We start from the raw sequence: 19,487 nt of genomic DNA, 5'->3' as shown, positions 1-19,487 counted from the left end.
GCAGGTCTGACTCCGACGTCAGGCCTGCCGCTGGCCACACGGCCACGCCACCGCCGCCCTCGTGGTCAGCAAGCTGCACGCCTCCTCGCGGCGCTCCGCCCTGGCCCAGGCCCTGGTCGAGTACGGCAAGCTGCAGCGCACGATCTACGCGCTGCGGTATCTGGCCGACGAGGCCTACCGGCGGCGGATCACCCGCCAGCTCAACAAGGGTGAAAGCCTGCACTCGCTGCGCCGGGATTTGTTCTTCGCCCACGAGGGCACCGTGCGGCGCCGGCACCAGGAGCAGCAGACCGAACAGGCGCTGTGCCTGTCGCTGGTGACCAACGCGATCATCACCTGGAACACCGCCTACCTCGAGCTCGCGCTCGAGCGGCTGTCGCAGCGGTGCGGGCGTGTCGACCCGGACCTGCTGGCCCACATCTCCCCGGCGCTCATGGAACACATCAATCCATACGGGACCTACGAATTCCCCGTCGAGGCCGAGTACGCCCGCACCGGCTACCGGCCACTACGCAGCCCCAGCGACACGGTGTAGGACTGTCCGCGCGGTGGTGAAGCCGGGCGGACGCTGATCTCAGGATGCCGGGGTATTCGCGTGGGGTCGTTCGTCGCGGAATACCGGCACGGCCAGGGCGGCGGCGAGCAGCACTGCTGCTCCGAAGGTGCTCAGGGCCACGGCGAAGCTGGTGGGCAGCAGGAGGGCTTGGAAGGCCAGGCTGCCCAGGCCCATGCCGGTGAACAGGGTGAACACGTTGAGTGCCATGGCCAGCCCGCCGTGGCCGGGCAGGTTGGTGACGATGCCGCCCAGGGGTGGTTGGGTCATGTCGTAGCCCAAAGAGAGGGCCACGATGCTGGCTTGGACCGCCAGCAGCGGCAGGGGGCTGGCCAGCAGCAGCGCGCAGATCCCGCCGAGGGCCACTCCGGCGGGGATGATGCGGGCACGGCCGTAACGATCGGCCAGCCGGCCGATGACCGGGCCGAGTAGTAGGCCGGGGATGCCGTAGCCGAGCAGGGTCAGTCCGATGCCGAACTCGCCCAGGTCGAACCGTTGCTGCAGATACACCCCGAGCCAGGTGTAGATCCCGGAGTGCAGCAGCGCGTTGATGAGCACGTAGGTGTAGGTGCGCCGCCCGCGGGTCTGACGTAGCAGGGCTGCGTAGCCGGCGGCCACGGTGCGCGGCGCCGGCGGGGATGCCGAGCGCGGGGTCGCCGGTAGCACGGCGAGGGTGGCGACCAGCAGCATCAGCCCGGCCGCAGCGGTGGCCAGGAACAGTCCGGACCAGTCGACCAGCGGTTCGCCCAATGCTCCGGCGGTGGCGCCGACGGCGATGCCGCCGGCCATGCCCCCGAACAGCCACCCGAGGGCGTGCCCGCGTCGCTGATACGGAACCAGGTCGCCGACCAGGGCCAGCGCGATCGGCACGACACCGCTGGCGCCGATCGCGGTGGCCAGGCGCATCCCGATGAATGCCCCGGCACTACTGGCCAGCGCGGTCGCGCCGACTAGCACGGTGAACGCGGCCAGCGAGCCGAGAATGACGGGCCGCCGGCCGAGGTGTTCGGAGGCTGGTCCCCACACCAGCACCATCGCCCCGTAGGGAATCAGGTAGGCGGGCACGGCCAAGCCGACGAGGCTGGGGGCGGTGTGAAAGACCTCGGCCAGCCGGGGGATCAGCGGCGCGACCATGAAGATCTGCGCGAAGATCACGAACGCGGCGGCGGTCAGCAGCGCCAGCATGCCCCGTGGGGCGGCGGGCATCCTCGGTTCAGACACGTTTGTTTCCTTGTGCGGCAGTGTCGGGACGCGGCAGGAACGGGCGCGCGGCGTGCTCGAGCGGGCCGCGCGCCCGCCTGGTCTGGCGCCAGGGTTGTGTGGACGGTCAGGCCGCCGTGCGGTTTGCGGGTTGCTGCTCGGTTGTCCCGCGTGCGCGGCCGACGCTGGCGATAGCGTTGATCAGCAGCGAGGGTCGGGTGCCGAAGGAGTTCAGGAAGATCGTGGTTACCGAAGCGCCCATGGCCACCATCGCCCACACCGGGGAGATCAGGCCGGTGCTGGCCAAGGGGATGCCGAGGCCGTTGAACGTGAAGGCCAGGCCCACGTTGGTGCGGGTGCGTCGGTAGGCGCGGTCGCTGATCTCGCGGGCGTCGAGCACGGTGTGCACGTCCTCGCGCAGCAGCACGACGTCGGCGGATTCCACGGCGATGTCGGTCCCGCCACCGGCGGCGAGGCCCACGTCGGCCTGCATCAGCGCCGGGGCGTCGTTGATGCCGTCGCCGACCATGGCCACCCGGGCACCGTTGGCTTGCAGCTCGCGCACGAGCTCGGCCTTGCCGTCCGGGCGGATCCCGGCGTGCACCTGTTGGATACCGAGTGCTTCGGCGACATGGTCGGCGGCGCGTTGGTTGTCGCCGGTGACCAGCACCGGTTCCATGCCCGCCTGGCGCATCGTGGTGACCGCCTCGGTGGCGTCGGGCCGCAGCTCATCGCCCAACGCGATCAGGCCCAGGGCGGTGTTCTCGGTGGCCACGGCGATGACAGTGTGCCCGGAGGCTTCGAATCGGTCGATCCGCGTGGTGAGCTCGGCCAGGTCGATGCCGGCGTCAATGAGCAGTCCCGGCCGTCCAATGAGGACTCGCTGTCCGCCGACGGTGGCGCGCACCCCGGAGCCGGTCATCGAAGCGAACTCGTCTGCGGTCTCCACGGCCAAGCCCTGGTCCTGGGCGGCGGTGACGACGGCACGCGCCAGTGGGTGTTCGGAAGGGTCCTCGGCTGCTGCGGCCAGCGCTAACACGGCGTTCTTCTCGCCGCCGTCGACGGATTCGACGGCTCGGACGGTGGGCCGTCCTTGGGTCAGGGTGCCGGTCTTGTCCAAAACAATGCGGCGGACGAGTCGGAAGGTTTGGAAGGCCTCGCCGGTGCGCATGACGATGCCGGCATCGGCGGCGTGTCCGGTGCCGCGCACGATCGCCAGTGGCGCGGCGATGCCGACCGCGCAGGGATAGCCCATCACCAGCACTCCCAGGGAGGCGAACACCGCCCGGTGCACATCCGGGTCGCCGGTGACCAGCCAACTACCGGCCAACCAGGCGACGAGAGCCAGAGCGGAGATGCTGAGCACCGTGGGGGTGTAGACGCGCAGGACCTTATCGACCAGGTGCAGGATGCCGGGTTTGAGTGCGCGAGAGTCCTCCACATGCCGCACGACCTGGGCCAGAAAGCCTTCCGCGCCGGTGGCGGTGACCTCGATGGTCAGGCTGCCGGTGCCGTTGATCGATCCGCCCACGACGTCCTCGCCGGGACCGCGATCGGCCGGAACTGGCTCGCCGGTGACCAGCGAGACATCCACCGCCGAGGAACCCTCACGCACGCGCCCGTCCAGCGGGATACGCTCGCCGGGGCGCACCCGCACGTGCTGGCCGATGGCGACCTGCTCCACCGGTACCTCGGACTCAGCACCGCCGTCGGCTCTGTCCACGAGCCGGGCAAGGTCGGGCTGTAGGTCCAGCAGTTTCTTGACCGACTGACCCGAGCGGGTCTTGACCAGCAGCGACAGCCACTCCGAGAAGATGTGATACGTGGCCACGATCGCGGCGGCCGCGAAAAACTCCGCGGTCGGGTAGTTCTCCAACAAGCCGGTCAGGCCGATGATGCCGCCAGCGATGCCGCCGAATGCGCCGGCCTCCAGCAGCACGTGCTGGTTGAGGATCCCGCGTCGTGCGGATTGGTAGGCCATGCGCAGGATGTGCGGGGCCACCCCAAAGACCATCGCCCCGGCGAGCACGGCGGCGATCCAGCCATTGACCGGGGGCTCCAGTAGCCCGGCGAAACGCGCGGCCAGCGCGAGCGCACCGGGGGCGGCGACCGCGGCGGCCCATCCCGCCGCTCGGGCCTGCCCGGTCGGGCGCAGGATGGAAAAGACCAACCCGAGTGCAGCCACGAGCAGGGTGGCGCACAGCAGCGTCCACCATCCTTCGGCGATCTGGACCATCGCGGTCAGGCTCAGCCCGATCGCGGTGAACAGCCGTTTGCCCTCGGCCAGCAGGTCGGCCTCTTCGTCCTCGAAGGCCCGCAGCTTGCGGGGGTCGTAGAGCTCGTAGCCGATATCGCGCAGCGTGCCCAGGATCTCCTCGGGCTCGACTACATCCGGGTCGTAGTCGACCAGGGCTTGCTCGTGGGTCAGGCTCACCGACACCGTGCCGACCCCGTCCATGCGGCCCAGGGCCTTTTCGATCGTGCCGGTGCACAGCGAGCAGTGCAGCCCCGCGATCTTGGCCCGGATCCGTTGCTGGCCTTCAGTCGTACTCGGCTCCGAGGCCCACAACTGCGGGCGTTCCTCCACCACGGTGCTCACCGACTCGCCCCCTCGGTGACCTCGAAGCCCGCCGCCTCGATCCGCTCGACCAACACGGCACGATCGGCCAACTCCGGACCGAGGCGCACATGCACGTGGCCGCTGCTGTGATCGGCACTCACCTCCCGCACGCCGTCCACGCGGCCCAGCACCTTGGCGATGCGCTGCTCACATCCCGAGCACGACATGCCCGTGACCTGCAACTGCACCGTGTCCATGATCTCGTACTCCCTTGCGTGACCTGCGGTTGTCGTCGTCAACACGCACGCTAGAACCTTGCCCCAGGGGTAAGGTCAAGGATGACGGTTCGCGGCCACACACAGAGGAGGATCTGATGGGTATGACCGTCGGCGCGGCGGCGGCAGCCGCCGGAGTCAGCGCCAAGGCGATACGACTGTGGGAGTCCAAGGGGCTGCTGCCGCCGTCCGAGCGCACCGAGTCCGGCTACCGCGTGTTCACCGAGGACGATCTCGACGTGCTGCGCTTCATCCGCCAGGCCAAAACCCTGGGCCTGACCCTGCCCGAGATCAAAGACATCATCGACCTGCAACGCGACGGTGCCACACCGTGTGGCCGGGTCACAGAACTGCTCGACACCCACATCACCGAGATCGACCGCACCCTGGCCGACCTGCGCGCACTGCGCCGCTCGTTAGCCTCCGCTCGTCGGGCCGCCCGCGAGGGCCAACGCCGCGGCCAGGACGCCGTGGTCTGCCGCATCATCGAAAACCACACCGACCGCGACGACAGCGCGCGCACCGAGGGGTAGGCGGCCACACTCGCCTACCCCTCGGTCCCCGTGGGTTCGGGGCCTCAGACGGTGACCGTGGCCATCGCCCGGCACTGCTCCGCGCACCGGCGACACGCCGCCGCGCACTCACGGCAGTAATCCATGTCGTACTTATCGCACTCAGCCGCGCACGCCTCACACACCTGGGCACACAGCTGGCACAACTGCGCCGCCCAGCGCGAATCACGGGCCAGCAGCGTCACGCAGGCCGCACAGATCGCCGCACAGTCCAGACACAGCCGGGCGCACTCGGCCATATCCGGATTGCCGGCGCAACAGTTGTAGTTGCACGTCTCACACGCCTGCTGGCATTCGGCACACGCATCCAGACACGCCTGGTTGCGCTGCTCCACCATCGTCGTAGCCATCACGTACCTCCCTGATTCGCTCGTTGGTTCGCTCAACCCCGCTACGGGCGCCCCACCGAGGTACCCATCACCCGAGGCTGCGCACCCCGAGGCGTAAGGGGTTGTCCCGGGAGGAAGGTCAAGGCGTCACGTTCATGGCCACCACATCGAGCCACGTGTCACAGACAACGGTGTCGACGAAAGGAACGTTTCTCAACACGATCACCACGCCAGCGGTCCCCACCGCCCGAACCGTCCCGCGAGTGTCGGAAAAACGTGTTGCAAGAACCGAGTGTCCAACAACCCGACCAGGACCGTTTGTCGTACAGTCACGACACCCGTGATCACGAAAGGCGCACCGGATGACCAACGACGCCCCGGCCGACCTCGCCCTCGACGGCGACCCGCTTGAGGCCATCGGCGGCGGCGCCCGCGTCGGCTACGCCCGCGTGTCCACCGCCGAGCAGAGCCTGCGCCGCCAGGTCGATGCCCTCACCGATGCCGGATGCATCCGCGTCTTCGAGGAGAAGCTGTCCGGCAAAAACGCCGAACGGCCCGAGCTGGCCGCCTGCCTGGACTACCTCCGCGACGGCGACACCCTCGTCGTGCTCGAACTCTCCCGGCTGGGCCGCAGCCTGCAGGACCTGCTTGCGATCGTCTCCGACCTGCGTAAGCGCGGCATCGGATTTACCTCACTGCACGAGAACCTCGACACCACCACCCCCGGCGGCAGGCTCGTGTTCCACGTCTTCGCCGCCCTGGCCGAATTCATCCGTGAGCTCATCGCCGACGGCACCCGCGAAGGCCTCACCGCGGCCCGCGCAGGCGGCGTCCGACTCGGCCGACCACCGGCCATGACCGGCGAACAGGTCCGCCACGCCCGCGCCCTGCTCGCCGAACCCGACACCACCGTGGCCTCCATCGCCCGCCTACTCGGCGTGTCCCGCTCCACGATCTACAAATACGTCCCCGAACTCAGCCCCAGCCGCTCGGTCGAATCCGGATCTGGTCCGCAAGCAGCCCTTACGAGCTAAGCGTTGTTTTCTGCGCGCCTGCTACCGGAACGCCGAGTCGGATACTCTTCGTCACAACGGTAACTAACTAGTTGGTTTTAGATTGCCGAGTCGACGATCAGCACGGTTGTGGAGGAACGCGATGCGCATGACGCGGGGATGGGCCGCCGACGAACCGGGGTCAGTGATCCGGCCCTGGGACTTCGCCCGGCACGATGTCGGTGACCGCGACGTGGCCGTGCGGATCCGCTACTGCGGAATCTGCGGCAGTGATCTGGACGCGGTCCGTGCCGGCGATCTGGCGGCGTTCCCGCTGGTGCCCGGCCATGAAATCGTCGGCGAGGTCGCCGAGGTGGGGACGCATGTCTCGCGATTCGCGGTCGGTGACCAGGTCGCGGTCGGCAACATCGTCGGTTCGTGCGGGCGATGTGCGGCCTGCCGGGCAGGTCGGGAGAACTGGTGCGCCCAGGTGAGACTGACCTACGGCGGCTCGGACGGGTTCGGTAACACCACCCAGGGGGGTTACTCGTCGGAGTACGTGCTCGACGAGCACTTCGTCTACCGACTGCCCGAGGGGCTCGACCCGGCTGGGGTGGCGCCACTGATGTGCGCGGGCGTGACCACCTACTCGCCGCTGCGCCGCTCCGGCGTCGGCAAGGGCACGGTCGTGGGGGTGGTCGGTCTCGGCGGTCTGGGGCACGTCGGAGTGAAGCTGGCTCGGGCGCTGGGTGCCGAGGTCAGCGTGTTCACCACCTCGCCCGACAAGGCCGAGACCGCGCTGTCCCTCGGCCCGAGGAGGCCATCGTGTCCACCGACGCTTCCCGGATGGCGGCCCAGGCCGGCCGGTTCGACTTCATCCTCGACACCGTCGGGGCCTCGCACGAACTCGGTCCCTACTTCGACACGCTCAACATCGACGGCACCCTCTGCCTGGTGGGGATCCCGCCCGAGGAACTGCGTGTCGACCCGATGAACCTGATCCCGGGGGCCAAGCGCCTCGCCGGTTCCGGCAGCGGCGGAGTCCCCGAGACTCAGGAGATGCTCGACCTGTGCGCCGAGCACGGCATCACCGCGGACATCGAGACGGTCTCGCCCGACCGCCTCGACGAGGCTTTCGACCGCCTCGCTCGCAACGATGTACGCCACCGCTTCGTGCTGGACCTCACCGAGTGAGCAACAGTGAGTACGTCCGGCGCGAGCGTGCACTTCGGTGGTGGGCACGCCTCGCACCTGTTCGTGCCCGTGATCGCGTGAGCTCGCTCGGTGCGCCCGCTTCGGTTGAGCCTGCCGCCGAGGTCGTGGCCGCGCTCTCGCCCGCTCGGGTCACGGGCTGCGGTGGTGGGGCAGGCCCAGTTGGCGGGCGAGCGCGGTGGCCAGGTGCAGTGGTTCGGCGGCAGCGGCGTGCCGCAGCTGGGTGCGGCAGCTGAACCCGTCGGCGAGCACCTCGGTCCCGTCCGGGGCGGAGCGGATCTCGGGCAGCAGCGCGTCCTCGGCGCAGGCCATGGACACGTCGTAGTGGCCGCGTTCGAAGCCGAAATTGCCCGCCAGGCCGCAGCACCCCGCGTCGAGCACCCGGGGGGTCAGCCCGGCCGCTTCCAGGGCGGAGCGGTCGGCGTCGAAGCCCAGTTCGGCGTACTGGTGGCAGTGTCGCTGCACGAGCACCTGCTCGGGCTGTTGCCGCGCCGGCCGCGATGCGGTGTCGGTGTGCGGGCTCGGGGGGTACTGGTCGATCTGTTCGGCGAAGGTGCGGGTGGCCGCGGCCAGCGAGCGCACCTCGGGGTCGTGGGGGGCGAGTTCGAGCGCGTCGTTGCGCAGGAAGGCGGTGCAGCTCGGTTCCAGCCCCACCACCGGGGTCTGCTGCTGCGGCCACGCGCGCAGCTTGCGCGCGGTGCGGCGCAGCGTTCGCCGCGCCGTGTCGAGCTGCCCGGTGGAGTACCAGGTCAGCCCGCAGCACACCGTCGTGTCGGGCAGGTGCACCTGGTGGCCGGCCGCTTCCAGCACTGCGACCGCGTCCTGGCCGATGCCGGGTTCGAAGTGGTTGGTGAAGGTGTCGGCAAACAGCAGCACCGGAGCCTGGGCCCCGTCCGGCGGGTGAGCTGCCCGGCGGCTCGGGCACGATTCGAGCAGGCTGCGCCGTGCCAGCAGCGGCAGGTCCCTTTCGGGGGCGATTCCGCCGAGTCGTTTCAGCGCCGGGGCGGCTCGTCCGCGGCTGACTCGGTTGACCAGGCCGGGGGCCCAGCGGGCGGCCGCCAGCCACAGCGGCAGGAATCCCATCGAGTAGTGCGCTGCCGGGCGCGGCCGGTGGCGGTAGTGCCGGTGCAGGAATTCGGCCTTGTAGGTGGCCATGTCCACGCCCACCGGGCAGTCGGTCTTGCAGCCCTTGCAGGACAGGCACAGGTCGAGGGCCTGGCGGGTCTGTTCGGAGCGCCAGCCGCCGCCCACGGTCTTTCCGGACAGCATCTCGGCCAGCAGGTGCGCCCGGCCGCGGGTGGAGTGCTTCTCGTCGCCGGTGGCCCGGTAGCTCGGGCACATCACTCCGCCCGAGGGGTTGAGGCATTTGCCCACTCCCACGCACCGGTGCGTCGCGGAGGCGAGGTCTCCGCCGTCGGCGTGCAGCGCCAGTTCGGTTCTGCTGGGGATGCGTGGGGCCGCGACCAGGGGGCGCAGGTCCTCGTCCACGCCGCGCGGGCGGGTGATCACCCCGGGGTTGTGCAGCCCTTCGGGGTCGAAGAGGGTTTTGAACCGGTCGAAGGCCCGCAGCATCTGCGGCGAGTACATGCGCGGCAGCAGTGCCGAGCGGGCCTGCCCGTCCCCGTGCTCTCCGGACAGCGATCCGCCGTGCGCGACGACGAGGTCGGCGGCGGCCTCCAGGAAGGCCCGGTAGTCGGAGGCGCCGGCGCGGGAGGTGAGGTCGAAGTCGATGCGCACGTGGATGCAGCCCTCGCCGTAGTGGCCGTAGCTGGCACCGCGGTAGCCGAAGCGTTCCAGCAGCTGGTCGAACTCGCGCAGGTAGGAGCCGAGGTTCTCCGGGGGCACGGCGGCGTCCTCCCAGCCGGACCAGCGTTGCGACCCATCGGTCATGCGTGTCGAATAGCCCGAGCCCTCCTCGCGGATCTTCCACAGCGCGGCCATCCGTGCCGGGTCGGTGTGCACGGCGCAGTCGGCGTGGCCTGCGAAGCGTTCGGCGATCGCGTGGGCGTCCCGCGCCGCGGTCGCGGCATCGGGGCCGCCGGTTTCGACGAACAGCCAGCTCCGGCCGCGGGGCAGCAGTTCGAGGGCGGGCGAGTTCGGGTTGCGTTCGCGGACGACCTCGACCAGCTGTTCGGTGAGTCCTTCCACGGCCAGGGTGGGGTGTTGTCGGACGTGGGGGACCTGGTCGGCGGCGGCGTAGGTGTCGTCGAATCCGAGCACGGTCATCGCGCGGGCGCCCGGTTCCTGCACCAGCTCCACCGTGGCCGCCAGGACGGTGGCGCAGCTGCCTTCCGAACCGACCAGCGCGCGGGCCAGGTCGAACCCGTTCTCCGGGAGCAGCTGGTCCAGGTTGTAGCCGGAGACCCGTCTGGTGGTGGCGGGCGGGTCGGCGCGCAGCAGGGGGGCGAATTCGTCGGCGAGGTCGCGCAGCCCCCGGTAGAGCTGCCCGGTGCGGTCCTGGCGGCGGCACAACGTCTCCAGCTGTTGCCGGTCGGTCCGCGACAGCGTCAACCGTGTTCCGTCCGACAGCAGCACGTCCAGCTCGCGCACGTTGTCGACCGTTTTGCCCCAGGCCACCGAGTGGGTGCCGCACGAGTTGTTGCCGATCATCCCGCCGAGGGTGCAGCGGCTGTGCGTGGAGGGGTCGGGGCCGAAGGTCAGCCCGTGCCGCGCGGCCGTGGCGCGCAGGGTGTCGAGCACGACCCCGGGTTGCACGCGGGCCAGCCGCCGCGCGGGGTCGAGGTGTTCGATCCGGTTCATGTGCTTGGAGAAGTCCAGGACCAGACCGTCGCCCATGGCGTTGCCCGCCACGCTCGTGCCCGCCCCGCGGGAGGTGATCGGCAGTCCGTGGTCGCGGGCGACCGCGAGGGTGGCGGCCACGTCGTCGGCGTCGCGGGGGAACACCACCCCGCTGGGCACCCGCCGGTAGTTCGAGGCGTCGGTGGCATACAGTGCGCGTGTCCCCGGGTCGAATCGCGCTTGCCCGGTCAGGGAGTTGCGCAGCGGTGTGGCGAATTCGGGGGTCCGCGCGGCTGTGTGGCTGGTCTCGGTCATCGCGGGACTCCAGTGGAGTGGTGGTGTGCGTTCGCACCGGTTTCGCGGTAAAAGGCCGGCGTTGATCGACGTTACACACCGCGGGCCGGTCCCGCGCCCGCAGCGCGTCGCCTGCCGCGGCGGCGTGGTCGGTGGTGTTTCCCCCGTCGGGGGTGTGTGCGCCTGCTCCGGTGAGATCGGGTCCGATGTCGGTGGGCACACCTCGGGCCGATAGCCTCACGCCGGATTCGGCGGACAGCGCCGGGTGCGACACGGAGTTCGACGGAAAGTTCCTTAGGAGTGTGAGAGTGGCACGGTCCGTACTGGTCACCGGGGGCAATCGTGGTATCGGGTTGGCCATAGCCAAGGCGTTCCAGGCCGCCGGGGACAACGTGGCGATCACCCACCGCGGGTCCGGCGCTCCGGAGGGAATGCTGGGGGTGCGCTGCGATGTGACCGACTCGGAGCAGGTGAGTGCCGCTTTCGACGAGGTCGAGGCGGAGCACGGTCGGGTCGAGGTGCTGGTGGCCAACGCGGGGATCACCGATGACGGGCTGCTGCTGCGCATGGAGGAGGAGCAGTTTCAACGGGTGGTCGAGGCCAACCTGACCGGGGCGTACCGGGTCGCCAAGCGCGCCTCGAGCAGCATGCTGCGCAACAGGCGCGGGCGGATGATCTTCATCTCCTCCACAGTGGCGCTTTCCGGGGCTCCGGGGCAGGCCAACTACGCCGCGAGCAAGGCGGGGTTGATCGGGTTCGCCCGTTCGCTGGCGCGGGAGCTCGGTTCGCGCAGCATCACGTCCAATGTGGTCACCCCTGGTTTCGTGACCACGGACATGACCGATGAGCTGCCCGAGCAGCGCAAGCAGGAGATCCTCGCGCAGGTGCCGCTGGCCCGCTTCGCCGAACCGGACGAGGTGGCCGGCACGGTGCGGTGGTTGGCCTCGGAGAGCGCGGGCTACGTCACCGGAGCGGTCATCCCGGTCGACGGTGGTGTCGGCATGGGGCACTGAGCGGTCCGCGGGACGGCCCGTTGGTTCGACCCACCCCGCGGGGTGGCAGCAGGGCTCGTCGTGGCCGGGGCGCTCGGCCGAGGTGTCGCCGTGCGCGCCGGGTTTCGGGTGAACCGTTCCACGAGGAGTGCTGGGTTTTTTCGGTATGTATTGCGTGGAGGATGCAAGTGAGCGGTCTGCTCGAAGGTAAACGAATTCTCGTGACCGGTGTGATCACCGACTCGTCCATCGCGTTCCACACGGCCAGGGTGGCTCAGGAGCAGGGCGCCGAGGTGATCCTGACCGGTTACGGTCGGATCAAGCTGGTCGAGCGGATCGCGGGCCGGCTTCCCGAGCCCGCCCCGGTGATCGAACTCGACGTCACCAACGACCAGCACCTGGCCGGGCTGGCCGACTCGGTCTCCGAGCACGTCGACGGGCTCGACGGGGTGGTGCACTCGATCGGCTACGCCCCCGAGTCCTGTCTCGGTGCGGATTTCATGCAGGCGCCGTGGGAGGATGTCTCCAGCGCGCTGCACATCTCGGCGTATTCGCTGAACTCCCTGACCAAGGCTTGCCTGCCGCTGCTGGGCGAGGGCAGTTCCGTGGTGGGGATGGACTTCGACGCGCGGGTGGCCTGGCCGGCCTACGACTGGATGGGTGTGGCCAAGGCCGCCCTGGAGTCGACCTCGCGGTATCTGGCTCGGGAGCTCGGCCCGCGGGGGATCCGCGTCAACCTGGTCAGCGCCGGCCCGGTGCGGACCATGGCCGCCAAGTCGATTCCCGGCTTCCAGGAGCTGGAGGACACCTGGGGCGAGCGCGCTCCGCTCGGCTGGAACGTGGAGGACCCGGAGCCGGTGGGGCGCACGGTCTGCACCGCGCTGTCGGACTGGCTGCCGAAAACCACCGGGTCCATGATCATGACCGATGGTGGTTTTCACGCCCTGGGCGCGTGACCTGCGCCGCAGAGCGGTGATCTCGCCTCACGCGGCTGTCGTCGTGCTGCGCACCCGGCTGCGCAGCACGACGACAGCCCCGGCATCATGGTCGTGTGAACAGCTCGGAAGACTTTGACGCGTTGCTGTACCTCTCGTTCGGCGGCCCCGAGGGGCACGAGGAGGTGCGGCCCTTTCTGGAGAACGTGACACGCGGTCGCGATGTTCCGCCGGAACGGCTCGACGAGGTCGCCGAGCACTATCACCACTTCGGTGGAGTTTCGCCGATCAATCGGCTCAACCGCGACATCATGGGCTCGCTGGACAGCACCATCGCCGAACGCGGCTGGGACCTGCCCGTGTACTTCGGCAACCGCAACTGGCACCCCATGATCGAGGACACCGTCGAGCGGATGGCCGCCGACGGGGTGCGCAAAGCGCTGGTGTTCGCCACCTCCGCGTGGGGTGGCTACTCGGGCTGCCGCCAGTATCACGAGGACATCGCCCGCGCCAGGGCGGTCGTCGGCGGGGACCGCGCTCCCGAGTTGGTCAAACTGCGGCAGTTCTACGATCACCCGCTGTTCGTCGCGGCCAACGCCGACGCGGTGACCCGCGCCTACGCGCAGCTGCCCGCCGAGTCCCGGTCGGCGGCCCGGCTGGTGTTCACCGCGCATTCGGTCCCGTTGAGCGCCGAGGAGAAGGTGGGCCCCGACGGTCGTGCGCACTGGTACTCGCGGCAGGTGCACGAGACGGCCCGGCTGGTGGCCGAGGCCGTGGGGGTGGCCGACTACGACGTGGTCTGGCAGTCCCGCTCGGGACCGCCGAGCGTTCCCTGGCTGGAACCGGACGTGTGCGACCACCTGGACCAGCTGCACGGCAGGGACGTGCCCGCGGTGGTGATCAGCCCCATCGGGTTCGTCTCCGACCACCTCGAGGTCGTCTGGGACCTGGACAACGAGGCCGCCGACAAGGCGAGCGAACTGGGGATGGGTTTCGCCCGCGCCGCCACGGCAGGAACCGACCCCCGCTACGCGCGGATGATCGGCGAACTGGTCTCCGAACACCTCGAGGGCCACCGGGTGCGCAAGCTGTCCCCGCTGGTGGAAGCCGGCTGCACCACCAACGGGCAGTTCTGCATCGCGCAGGGCTGCTGCTGAAAATCACCCGCCGGGGCCGGTGTTCGCCGCTCGAGCAGCGGCCCGGCCGGCCCCGCCCGCCGGTGGTGGTCCGAACCGCCGGGCGGGCCCGGTGGCCACGAGCACGCGAAAAGCCCCTTTCCGCCGCTGCGCTCGCCCGCCGCGGCGAAAAGGGGCGAGTGGCGCGCGTTGTCCCCGGAGGTCGCCCCGGAGGGGTCAGCGTTGTTTGTCGGTGCTTTGCGTCAACGCTCGCACCATCTCGTCCACGGCGGCGCAGCGCGCCGTGCGCACCGAGTCGAACAGGGGGCGCAGCGCGTCACCGCGGGCCCGGTCCGCCGAGGCCGACGTCGCCCCACCGGGGGCGTCGGCCGTGGCCACCCGCAGGATGCTGTCGACCTCGGTGGCGCGTTGCAGCACGCGCAGGCAGCGCTGCGGCACCCCGCCGGGCCACGACGGCTGGGGCCGTGCCGAGATCTTCGCGGCGATCTCGGCACGCACACCGGGGCGGCTGCGGGAGATGTCCAACTCGGTCAGGGTGCTGGCGGCCTCGCGCATGGCCGAGGACATGTCGTGCTCGGCCTCGCCCACCGGTATGTGCTCCCGCGGGGGCAGTTCGCCCACCTCGTGGACGGTCCAGTCCAGGATGCCCTCGGCGACCGTCTCGGGCACCAGGGCCAGCCCGGCCTCGGCGAACACGGCGGCCTCGCCGCGCCGCATGGCGTCGCGGGCGAACTCGGTGGCCCCGTCGAGCCCGCGGGCGTCACCGGCCACCGGCAGCACCAGGTTGCCCGTGTCCCCACCGGCCCTGCGCACGGCGGCCAGCAGCAGCGCAGGACCCGCCGGGGTCTCGCCGGGGCCGGGAAGCTGCAGCCGGGCGGCCGTCTCGTCGTCGACGGCACGGATCTGGTTGACCTCGGCCCACGTCTGCACCGCGTCGAGTACGTCGTCGGAGGCTGCCGCGCCGTGCAGCCAGGCTGAGGTCCACACGACCATAGTTGCGCTCGGACATGGCACGTCCGCCAAGGGTACGCACGACCGCGCCACGGCCACCAGCGGGGATCTGCGCCCCCCCCGGGGGGCGGGTCGCGCACGATCTCGGCCGCTGGAGGCGGGTAGAGTGCTGATCGTGCGTTCGATGGACTACGGCCGTGACGTGCTCGCCACCCCACGGAAACGAGCTCGGCAGGTGCCCGAGGTTCCGGCCGAGCCGGGCACGGTGGTGGAAACCGCCGCGGAGGACTTCTGCGGTGCCGTCGTCCGGCTGGAACGCGGGGAGTTCACCAAGCACAACGTGGTGCTGGCCGACCGGCACGGGCGGGAACGCGCGTTTCCGATGCGGCCTGCGGCCTTCCGGTACGAAGGTGAACCCGTCACCCTCGTGCCCACCGGCACGACATCCCCGCAGCGGCCCGCTTGTTCCGCCTCCGGTTCGGTGGCCGTGCCCACCGCTGCCGCGCGCACGGCCCGGGCGGCCCGCATCTGGGTGGAGGGGCTGCACGACGCCGAGCTGCTCGAACGCGTGTGGGGCCACGACCTGCGGGTGGCCGGGGTGGTCGTCGAACCGCTGCACGGGCTGGACGAGTTGGAGCACCACGTGCACGAGTTCCACCCCGCCGGGCACCGCAGGCTGGGGGTGCTGGTGGACCACCTCGTCGACAGCAGCAAGGAGAGCCGCATCGCCGACCGGGTGAGCAGCCCCGACGTGCTGGTGACGGGCCACCCGTACGTCGACGTCTGGCAGGCGGTCCGGCCGGAATCGGTCGGTATCGCCCAGTGGCCGGAGGTCGCCCACGGCACCGACTGGAAGAGCGGCGTGTGCGCAGCGCTGGGATGGGCCGATCCCGCGGAGGGCTGGCGCAGGGTGCTCGGCGCGGTCGACGACTTCCGCGACCTGCGCTCGCCGCTGGTCGGTGCCGTCGAGCGACTCATCGACTTCGTCACCGCCGACGAGGAGCAGTAGCCGCTCTCCCGGCGCGTGCGCGCCGGCCCCACCCCAACATCCGCGGTGAGAAGTAGATCACACGAGCGGTTCTGATCTGTCATCATGGACACATGGCCGCGTTGGTGTGGTTGGTCGCCGGTGTGCTCCTGGTGGCGGCCGAGGTCACCTCCGGCGAGCTGGTGCTGCTGATGCTCGGGCTCGCCGCGATGGGCACTGCCGGGGCGGCGGCGCTCGGCGCGCCGCTGTGGCTGGATGCGGTGATTTTCGCCGGCCTGTCGACGGGATTGGTGCTGCTGGCCCGCCCGGTGGTCAAGCGCCGGTTGATGCGGGAGACCTCCGAGGGGGGCGAGCCGCGCACGAACGTGGAGGCGCTGGTCGGCAAGCGCGCGCGGGTCGAGTCCCCGGTCGATGCCCACGACGGGCGGGTCCGCATCAACGGTGACGTGTGGTCGGCGCGGTCCTTGGACGAGACGCAGGTACTCGACGTGGGCCGGACGGTGCTGGTCGTGGAGATCTCCGGGGCTGTTGCCGTGGTCTGGCCCGAACCCTGAGGAGGCGGATGTGAATCCGGCCGCGTGGATAGTTCTGCTGGTGGTCGTGGTGCTGGTCGTGGTGGTGCTGGCCAAGACCGTGCTGGTCGTTCCGCAGGCCACCAGCGCCGTGATCGAGCGACTGGGGCGTTTCCGGGGTGTGGCGCACCCCGGGCTGAACATGCTCGTGCCGTTCCTGGACAGGGTGCGCGCCAAGATCGACCTGCGTGAGCAGGTGGTCTCGTTTCCGCCGCAGTCGGTGATCACCCAGGACAACCTCACCGTTTCCATCGACACGGTGGTGTACTTCCAGGTCACCGAATCGCGCTCGGCGGTGTACGAGATCTCCAACTACATCGACGGTGTGGAGCAGTTGACCACGACCACGCTGCGGAACGTGGTCGGTGGCATGAGTCTGGAGGAGACGCTCACCTCGCGGGACCAGATCAACGGTCAGTTGCGCGGAGTGCTGGACAGCGAGACCAGCCGGTGGGGCATCAGGGTCGCGCGCGTGGAGCTGAAGGCGATCGATCCTCCCCCGTCGATCCAGGACTCGATGGAAAAGCAGATGCGCGCCGACCGGGAGAAGCGCGCGATGATCCTCAACGCCGAGGGCGAGCGCGAGTCGGCGATCAAAACCGCCGAGGGGCAGAAGCAGTCGCAGATCCTGTCCGCGGAGGGGTCCAAGCAGGCCGCGATCCTCAACGCCGAGGGCGAGCGCCAGTCCAACATCCTGCGCTCGCAGGGGGAGCGGGCCAGCAAGTACCTCATGGCCCAGGGCGAGTCCAAGGCCATCGAGAAGACCTTCGCCGCGGTCAAGCGTTCCAAGCCCACCCCGGAGATGCTGGCCTACCAGTACCTGCAGACGCTGCCCGAGATGGCCCGCGGCGATGCCAACAAGGTCTGGGTGGTGCCCAGCGAGTTCAGCAAGTCGCTGGAGGGGTTCGCGCGGATGCTGACCACGCCCGACCAGGACGGGGTGTTCCGGTACGAACCTCCGGAGGAGGAACCGCCGAGCACGCCGCCGGAGCAGGACGACCCCTCGGTGGCCTCCTGGTTCGACATGTCCTCCAACCCGGAGGTGGCCGAGGCGGTGCGGGCGGCCGAGGCGGTGGCCCGCAAGGAGGTGCCCACCGATCTCAGTACCACCCCACGCGCCTCGGGCGCCACCGGCGAGAGCTGACCCGGCTGATCGACGGTGTGTCGCCCTCCGGTGCGGGACACGGCTCGGGGAGTCGTGCCGGGTTGATCGTGCGGGGCGCCGTCGGGGGCCGGTAGCCTCGGCGGCATGAGCCGGATTGACTTCGCCTCCCGTGTCGGCGTGTGGTGGACCAGCGACCAGTGGTCGATCAACGATGTGATCGGCCGTGCCCGCGAGATCGAGCAGCTCGGCTACGGCTCGCTGTTCTACGGTGAAGCCGGCGGCAAGGAGACCTTCACCCAGGCGGCGGCGCTGCTGTCCGGCACCGAGCGGTTGGTGGTCGGCACCGGCATCGCCAACATCCACGCCCGCAGCGCCCCGGCCAGCGAATCCGGCGCGCGCACGCTCACCGCGCAGCACCCGGGGCGTTTCGTGCTCGGGCTGGGGGTCAGCCACGCCCCGCTGGTGGAGCGCAGCTACGCCGGCTCCTACTCCCGGCCGCTGAGCACCATGCGCGACTACCTCCAGACCATGGACGCGGTCCCGGCCGAGGTCGAGCCGGGCGCGCAGCGCCCGACGCGGCTGCTGGCCGCGCTCGGGCCGAAGATGATCGAGCTGTCCGGCACCGCCGCCGACGGGGCGCACCCCTATCTGGTGACCCCGGAGCACACCGCCAGCACCCGCGAGCAACTCGGCCCCGACAAGTGGGTGGTCAGCGAGCAGGCCGTGGCGCTGACCACGGACCGGCAGGAGGGGGTGCGGCGTGGGCACCAGCACCTGCACATGTACTCGCAGCTGCCGAACTACCAGAACTCGTGGCTGCGGCAGGGCTTCGACGAGTCCGACCTGGTCGTCGGCGGTTCGGACCGGCTGGCCGAGGGCATGGTCGCCATGGGCGACGCCGAGACGGTCGCCGCACAGGTGACACGGCACCTGGACGCCGGCGCCGACCACGTGGTGATCCAGGTCCTCGGCGAGGATCCCGCCGCCGACCCGCTGCCCGCGCTGCGCGAACTCGCCCCGGCTCTCGGGCTGGGCTGAGCACGCACGGGGGATCACTCGGATCGTTTCCGCGCACCTGCGGCGGTGACCGCGAGCTCGGACCGCGGTAAGCGACGAGCGCCTGGCCCGGTGCCGCGTGGGGTCCACGTGGGGTGTGACGCGCCCCGGGCTAGCGTGTTCCACCATGATCGAACCGGAGAACTCCCTGTCCACCGTCCGCGAGTCCTACGACTCCGTGGCCGAGGACTACGCCGAGCACTTTCGCCGCGAACTGGCGGACAGGCCGTTGGACCGGGCGCTGTTGGCGGCCTTCGCCGAGCTCGTTGGCGGCCCCGAACGCGGCCCTGTCGCCGACCTGGGATGCGGGCCGGGGGCGGTGACGGGGCGGTTGCACGCCTCGGGGGTGCCCGTGTTCGGGGTGGACCTCTCCGCTCGGATGCTCGAGCAGGCCCGGCGCAGTTGTCCCGAGCTGCGGTTCGTGCAGGGGTCGATGACCGAGTTGCCCCTGGCCGAGGGGGTGTTGGGCGGGATAGTCGCCTGGTACTCGATCATCCATGTTCCGCAGGAGAGGTTGCCTGCCGTTTTCGCGGAGTTCCACAGGGTGCTGGCCCCGGGAGGGCACGTGCTGCTGGCCTTCCAGGAGGGGCAGCAGCCGCTGCAGCTGACCGAGGCCTTCGGGCGTTCGATATCGCTGGTTTTCCACCGGCGGTCTCCCCGCGCAGTGGAGCAGCTGCTGCAGCAGGCGGGGCTGGAACGAGTTGCTCGGCAGTCCCGGGCGCCGGTGGAGGGGGTGGAACGGACCCCGCAGGCTTTCCTGCTGGCACGCAAACCGGTCGTGGGCGGCTGAAGAGCAGCCCGGCCGGCCGCGGCAGCACCCACGTGAGGTGAGCAGCGCGGCAGTTCCAGGTCGCCGCACCAGAACGACTTCCCGTGCCCCAGTTGCACCGATTCCCGACAAACCCCCTATACTCTCGCCCAAGAGGGGAGTACTTCACCTCGTTCGTCCGGTCAGTACGAACATCCAGGATGTTCCCGGAGGACGGCCCCTGCTCGGGGCGAAGGAGACCTCGAACGGCGTTGTTC

At 70.2% G+C, this 19,487-nt stretch carries 17 protein-coding genes and 2 pseudogenes; 13 read left to right on the top strand and 6 right to left on the bottom strand.

The annotated features are described in order from the left end of the window. Positions 1-40 precede the first annotated feature (40 nt). Positions 41-535: pseudogene (locus tag G9Q41_RS01425) on the top strand (Tn3 family transposase); the annotation flags it as partial. 39 nt (positions 536-574) lie between these two features. Here the strand turns inward: G9Q41_RS01425 and G9Q41_RS01420 are convergent. The 3 genes from G9Q41_RS01420 to G9Q41_RS01410 all read right to left on the bottom strand — a co-directional run bounded on the left by G9Q41_RS01420 (position 575) and on the right by G9Q41_RS01410 (position 4,615). Next, positions 575-1,774: an MFS transporter gene (locus tag G9Q41_RS01420; protein ID WP_207630406.1), complete on the bottom strand. Its 1,200-nt coding sequence runs from the start codon at positions 1,772-1,774 to the stop codon at positions 575-577. Positions 1,775-1,880: 106 nt separating this feature from the next. Next, positions 1,881-4,352: a cation-translocating P-type ATPase gene (locus G9Q41_RS01415; protein WP_165631539.1), complete on the bottom strand. Its 2,472-nt coding sequence runs from the start codon at positions 4,350-4,352 to the stop codon at positions 1,881-1,883. After that, positions 4,349-4,615 (bottom strand): heavy-metal-associated domain-containing protein, encoded by a 267-nt coding sequence (locus G9Q41_RS01410; RefSeq protein ID WP_207630407.1) that lies wholly within the window; start codon positions 4,613-4,615, stop codon positions 4,349-4,351. The genes G9Q41_RS01415 and G9Q41_RS01410 overlap by 4 nt, the downstream gene beginning before the upstream one ends. A gap of 71 nt (positions 4,616-4,686) precedes the next feature. On the opposite strand from G9Q41_RS01410, the gene G9Q41_RS01405 reads away from it, so the two are divergent. Then, entirely contained in the window at positions 4,687-5,121 is a 435-nt protein-coding gene (locus G9Q41_RS01405; RefSeq protein ID WP_154075309.1) for a MerR family transcriptional regulator, read from the top strand. Between the two features lie 44 nt (positions 5,122-5,165). On the opposite strand, the gene G9Q41_RS01400 is transcribed toward G9Q41_RS01405, so the two are convergent. Then, positions 5,166-5,510, bottom strand: a complete 345-nt coding sequence (locus G9Q41_RS01400) for a four-helix bundle copper-binding protein (RefSeq protein ID WP_139320808.1) — start codon at positions 5,508-5,510, stop codon at positions 5,166-5,168. Between the two features lie 341 nt (positions 5,511-5,851). Here G9Q41_RS01400 and G9Q41_RS01395 point away from each other — a divergent pair, with 341 nt between their 5' ends. The 3 genes and pseudogenes from G9Q41_RS01395 (at position 5,852) to G9Q41_RS21435 (ending at position 7,675) form a co-directional block, all read left to right on the top strand. Beyond that, positions 5,852-6,523, top strand: coding sequence for a recombinase family protein (locus G9Q41_RS01395; RefSeq protein WP_165631540.1), 672 nt, complete (start codon positions 5,852-5,854; stop codon positions 6,521-6,523). Positions 6,524-6,644: 121 nt separating this feature from the next. Next, positions 6,645-7,007, top strand: a pseudogene (locus G9Q41_RS22525) (alcohol dehydrogenase catalytic domain-containing protein); the annotation flags it as partial. A 299-nt stretch (positions 7,008-7,306) separates the two neighbouring features. Then, the gene (locus G9Q41_RS21435) at positions 7,307-7,675 is read left to right on the top strand and encodes a zinc-binding dehydrogenase (protein ID WP_242687005.1); all 369 of its coding nucleotides are present in this window, start codon (positions 7,307-7,309) and stop codon (positions 7,673-7,675) included. A 150-nt stretch (positions 7,676-7,825) separates the two neighbouring features. Here the strand turns inward: G9Q41_RS21435 and G9Q41_RS01385 are convergent, their stop codons facing one another. Further along, on the bottom strand, positions 7,826-10,747 hold the full coding sequence (locus tag G9Q41_RS01385; protein ID WP_165631541.1) for an FAD-binding and (Fe-S)-binding domain-containing protein: 2,922 nt from the start codon (positions 10,745-10,747) through the stop codon (positions 7,826-7,828). A 287-nt stretch (positions 10,748-11,034) separates the two neighbouring features. Here G9Q41_RS01385 and fabG point away from each other — a divergent pair, with 287 nt between their 5' ends. From fabG to G9Q41_RS01370, 3 genes are all read left to right on the top strand, one after another. Then, the gene (gene fabG, locus G9Q41_RS01380) at positions 11,035-11,739 is read left to right on the top strand and encodes a 3-oxoacyl-ACP reductase FabG (protein WP_092521558.1); all 705 of its coding nucleotides are present in this window, start codon (positions 11,035-11,037) and stop codon (positions 11,737-11,739) included. Between the two features lie 167 nt (positions 11,740-11,906). Next, positions 11,907-12,674 (top strand): enoyl-ACP reductase FabI, encoded by a 768-nt coding sequence (gene fabI, locus G9Q41_RS01375; RefSeq protein ID WP_092521559.1) that lies wholly within the window; start codon positions 11,907-11,909, stop codon positions 12,672-12,674. Between the two features lie 95 nt (positions 12,675-12,769). Next, complete coding sequence (locus tag G9Q41_RS01370; protein ID WP_347567438.1) at positions 12,770-13,810, top strand: ferrochelatase; 1,041 nt, start codon at positions 12,770-12,772, stop codon at positions 13,808-13,810. A gap of 195 nt (positions 13,811-14,005) precedes the next feature. On the opposite strand, the gene G9Q41_RS01365 is transcribed toward G9Q41_RS01370, so the two are convergent. Then, a complete protein-coding gene (locus G9Q41_RS01365; protein ID WP_207630499.1) occupies positions 14,006-14,782 on the bottom strand; it encodes a hypothetical protein in 777 nt (258 codons plus the stop codon). A gap of 142 nt (positions 14,783-14,924) precedes the next feature. Between G9Q41_RS01365 and G9Q41_RS01360 the strand changes: the two genes are divergently transcribed. The 5 genes from G9Q41_RS01360 to G9Q41_RS01340 all read left to right on the top strand — a co-directional run bounded on the left by G9Q41_RS01360 (position 14,925) and on the right by G9Q41_RS01340 (position 19,251). Then, on the top strand, positions 14,925-15,749 hold the full coding sequence (locus G9Q41_RS01360; protein WP_165631717.1) for a DUF3097 family protein: 825 nt from the start codon (positions 14,925-14,927) through the stop codon (positions 15,747-15,749). Positions 15,750-15,841: 92 nt separating this feature from the next. Next, on the top strand, positions 15,842-16,282 hold the full coding sequence (locus G9Q41_RS01355; RefSeq protein ID WP_092521561.1) for an NfeD family protein: 441 nt from the start codon (positions 15,842-15,844) through the stop codon (positions 16,280-16,282). A gap of 10 nt (positions 16,283-16,292) precedes the next feature. Next, positions 16,293-17,444, top strand: coding sequence for an SPFH domain-containing protein (locus G9Q41_RS01350; protein ID WP_092521562.1), 1,152 nt, complete (start codon positions 16,293-16,295; stop codon positions 17,442-17,444). A 105-nt stretch (positions 17,445-17,549) separates the two neighbouring features. Next, a complete protein-coding gene (locus G9Q41_RS01345) occupies positions 17,550-18,443 on the top strand; it encodes an LLM class F420-dependent oxidoreductase (RefSeq protein WP_165631543.1) in 894 nt (297 codons plus the stop codon). 145 nt (positions 18,444-18,588) lie between these two features. After that, a complete protein-coding gene (locus G9Q41_RS01340) occupies positions 18,589-19,251 on the top strand; it encodes a class I SAM-dependent methyltransferase (protein WP_092521565.1) in 663 nt (220 codons plus the stop codon). The last annotated feature ends 236 nt before the right edge of the window (positions 19,252-19,487 follow it).

The organism is Actinopolyspora sp. BKK2, from assembly GCF_011291845.1.
In the GTDB taxonomy this organism is placed as follows: Bacteria; Actinomycetota; Actinomycetes; order Mycobacteriales; family Pseudonocardiaceae; genus Actinopolyspora; species Actinopolyspora saharensis.
The sequence above is the reverse complement of the archived record's forward strand: the minus strand, read 5'-3'. Positions and strand labels throughout refer to the sequence as shown.

Bases quoted from the DNA above. Each gene is read 5' to 3' on its own strand.
- G9Q41_RS01405 (WP_154075309.1), top strand. From the start codon at position 4,687: ATGGGTATGACCGTCGGCGCGGCGGCGGCAGCCGCCGGAGTCAGCGCC.
- G9Q41_RS01400 (WP_139320808.1), bottom strand. From the start codon at position 5,510: ATGGCTACGACGATGGTGGAGCAGCGCAACCAGGCGTGTCTGGATGCG.
- G9Q41_RS01395 (WP_165631540.1), top strand. From the start codon at position 5,852: ATGACCAACGACGCCCCGGCCGACCTCGCCCTCGACGGCGACCCGCTT.
- G9Q41_RS01385 (WP_165631541.1), bottom strand. From the start codon at position 10,747: ATGACCGAGACCAGCCACACAGCCGCGCGGACCCCCGAATTCGCCACA.
- G9Q41_RS01365 (WP_207630499.1), bottom strand. From the start codon at position 14,782: ATGGTCGTGTGGACCTCAGCCTGGCTGCACGGCGCGGCAGCCTCCGAC.
- G9Q41_RS01360 (WP_165631717.1), top strand. From the start codon at position 14,925: ATGGACTACGGCCGTGACGTGCTCGCCACCCCACGGAAACGAGCTCGG.
- G9Q41_RS01355 (WP_092521561.1), top strand. From the start codon at position 15,842: ATGGCCGCGTTGGTGTGGTTGGTCGCCGGTGTGCTCCTGGTGGCGGCC.
- G9Q41_RS01345 (WP_165631543.1), top strand. From the start codon at position 17,550: ATGAGCCGGATTGACTTCGCCTCCCGTGTCGGCGTGTGGTGGACCAGC.
- G9Q41_RS01340 (WP_092521565.1), top strand. From the start codon at position 18,589: ATGATCGAACCGGAGAACTCCCTGTCCACCGTCCGCGAGTCCTACGAC.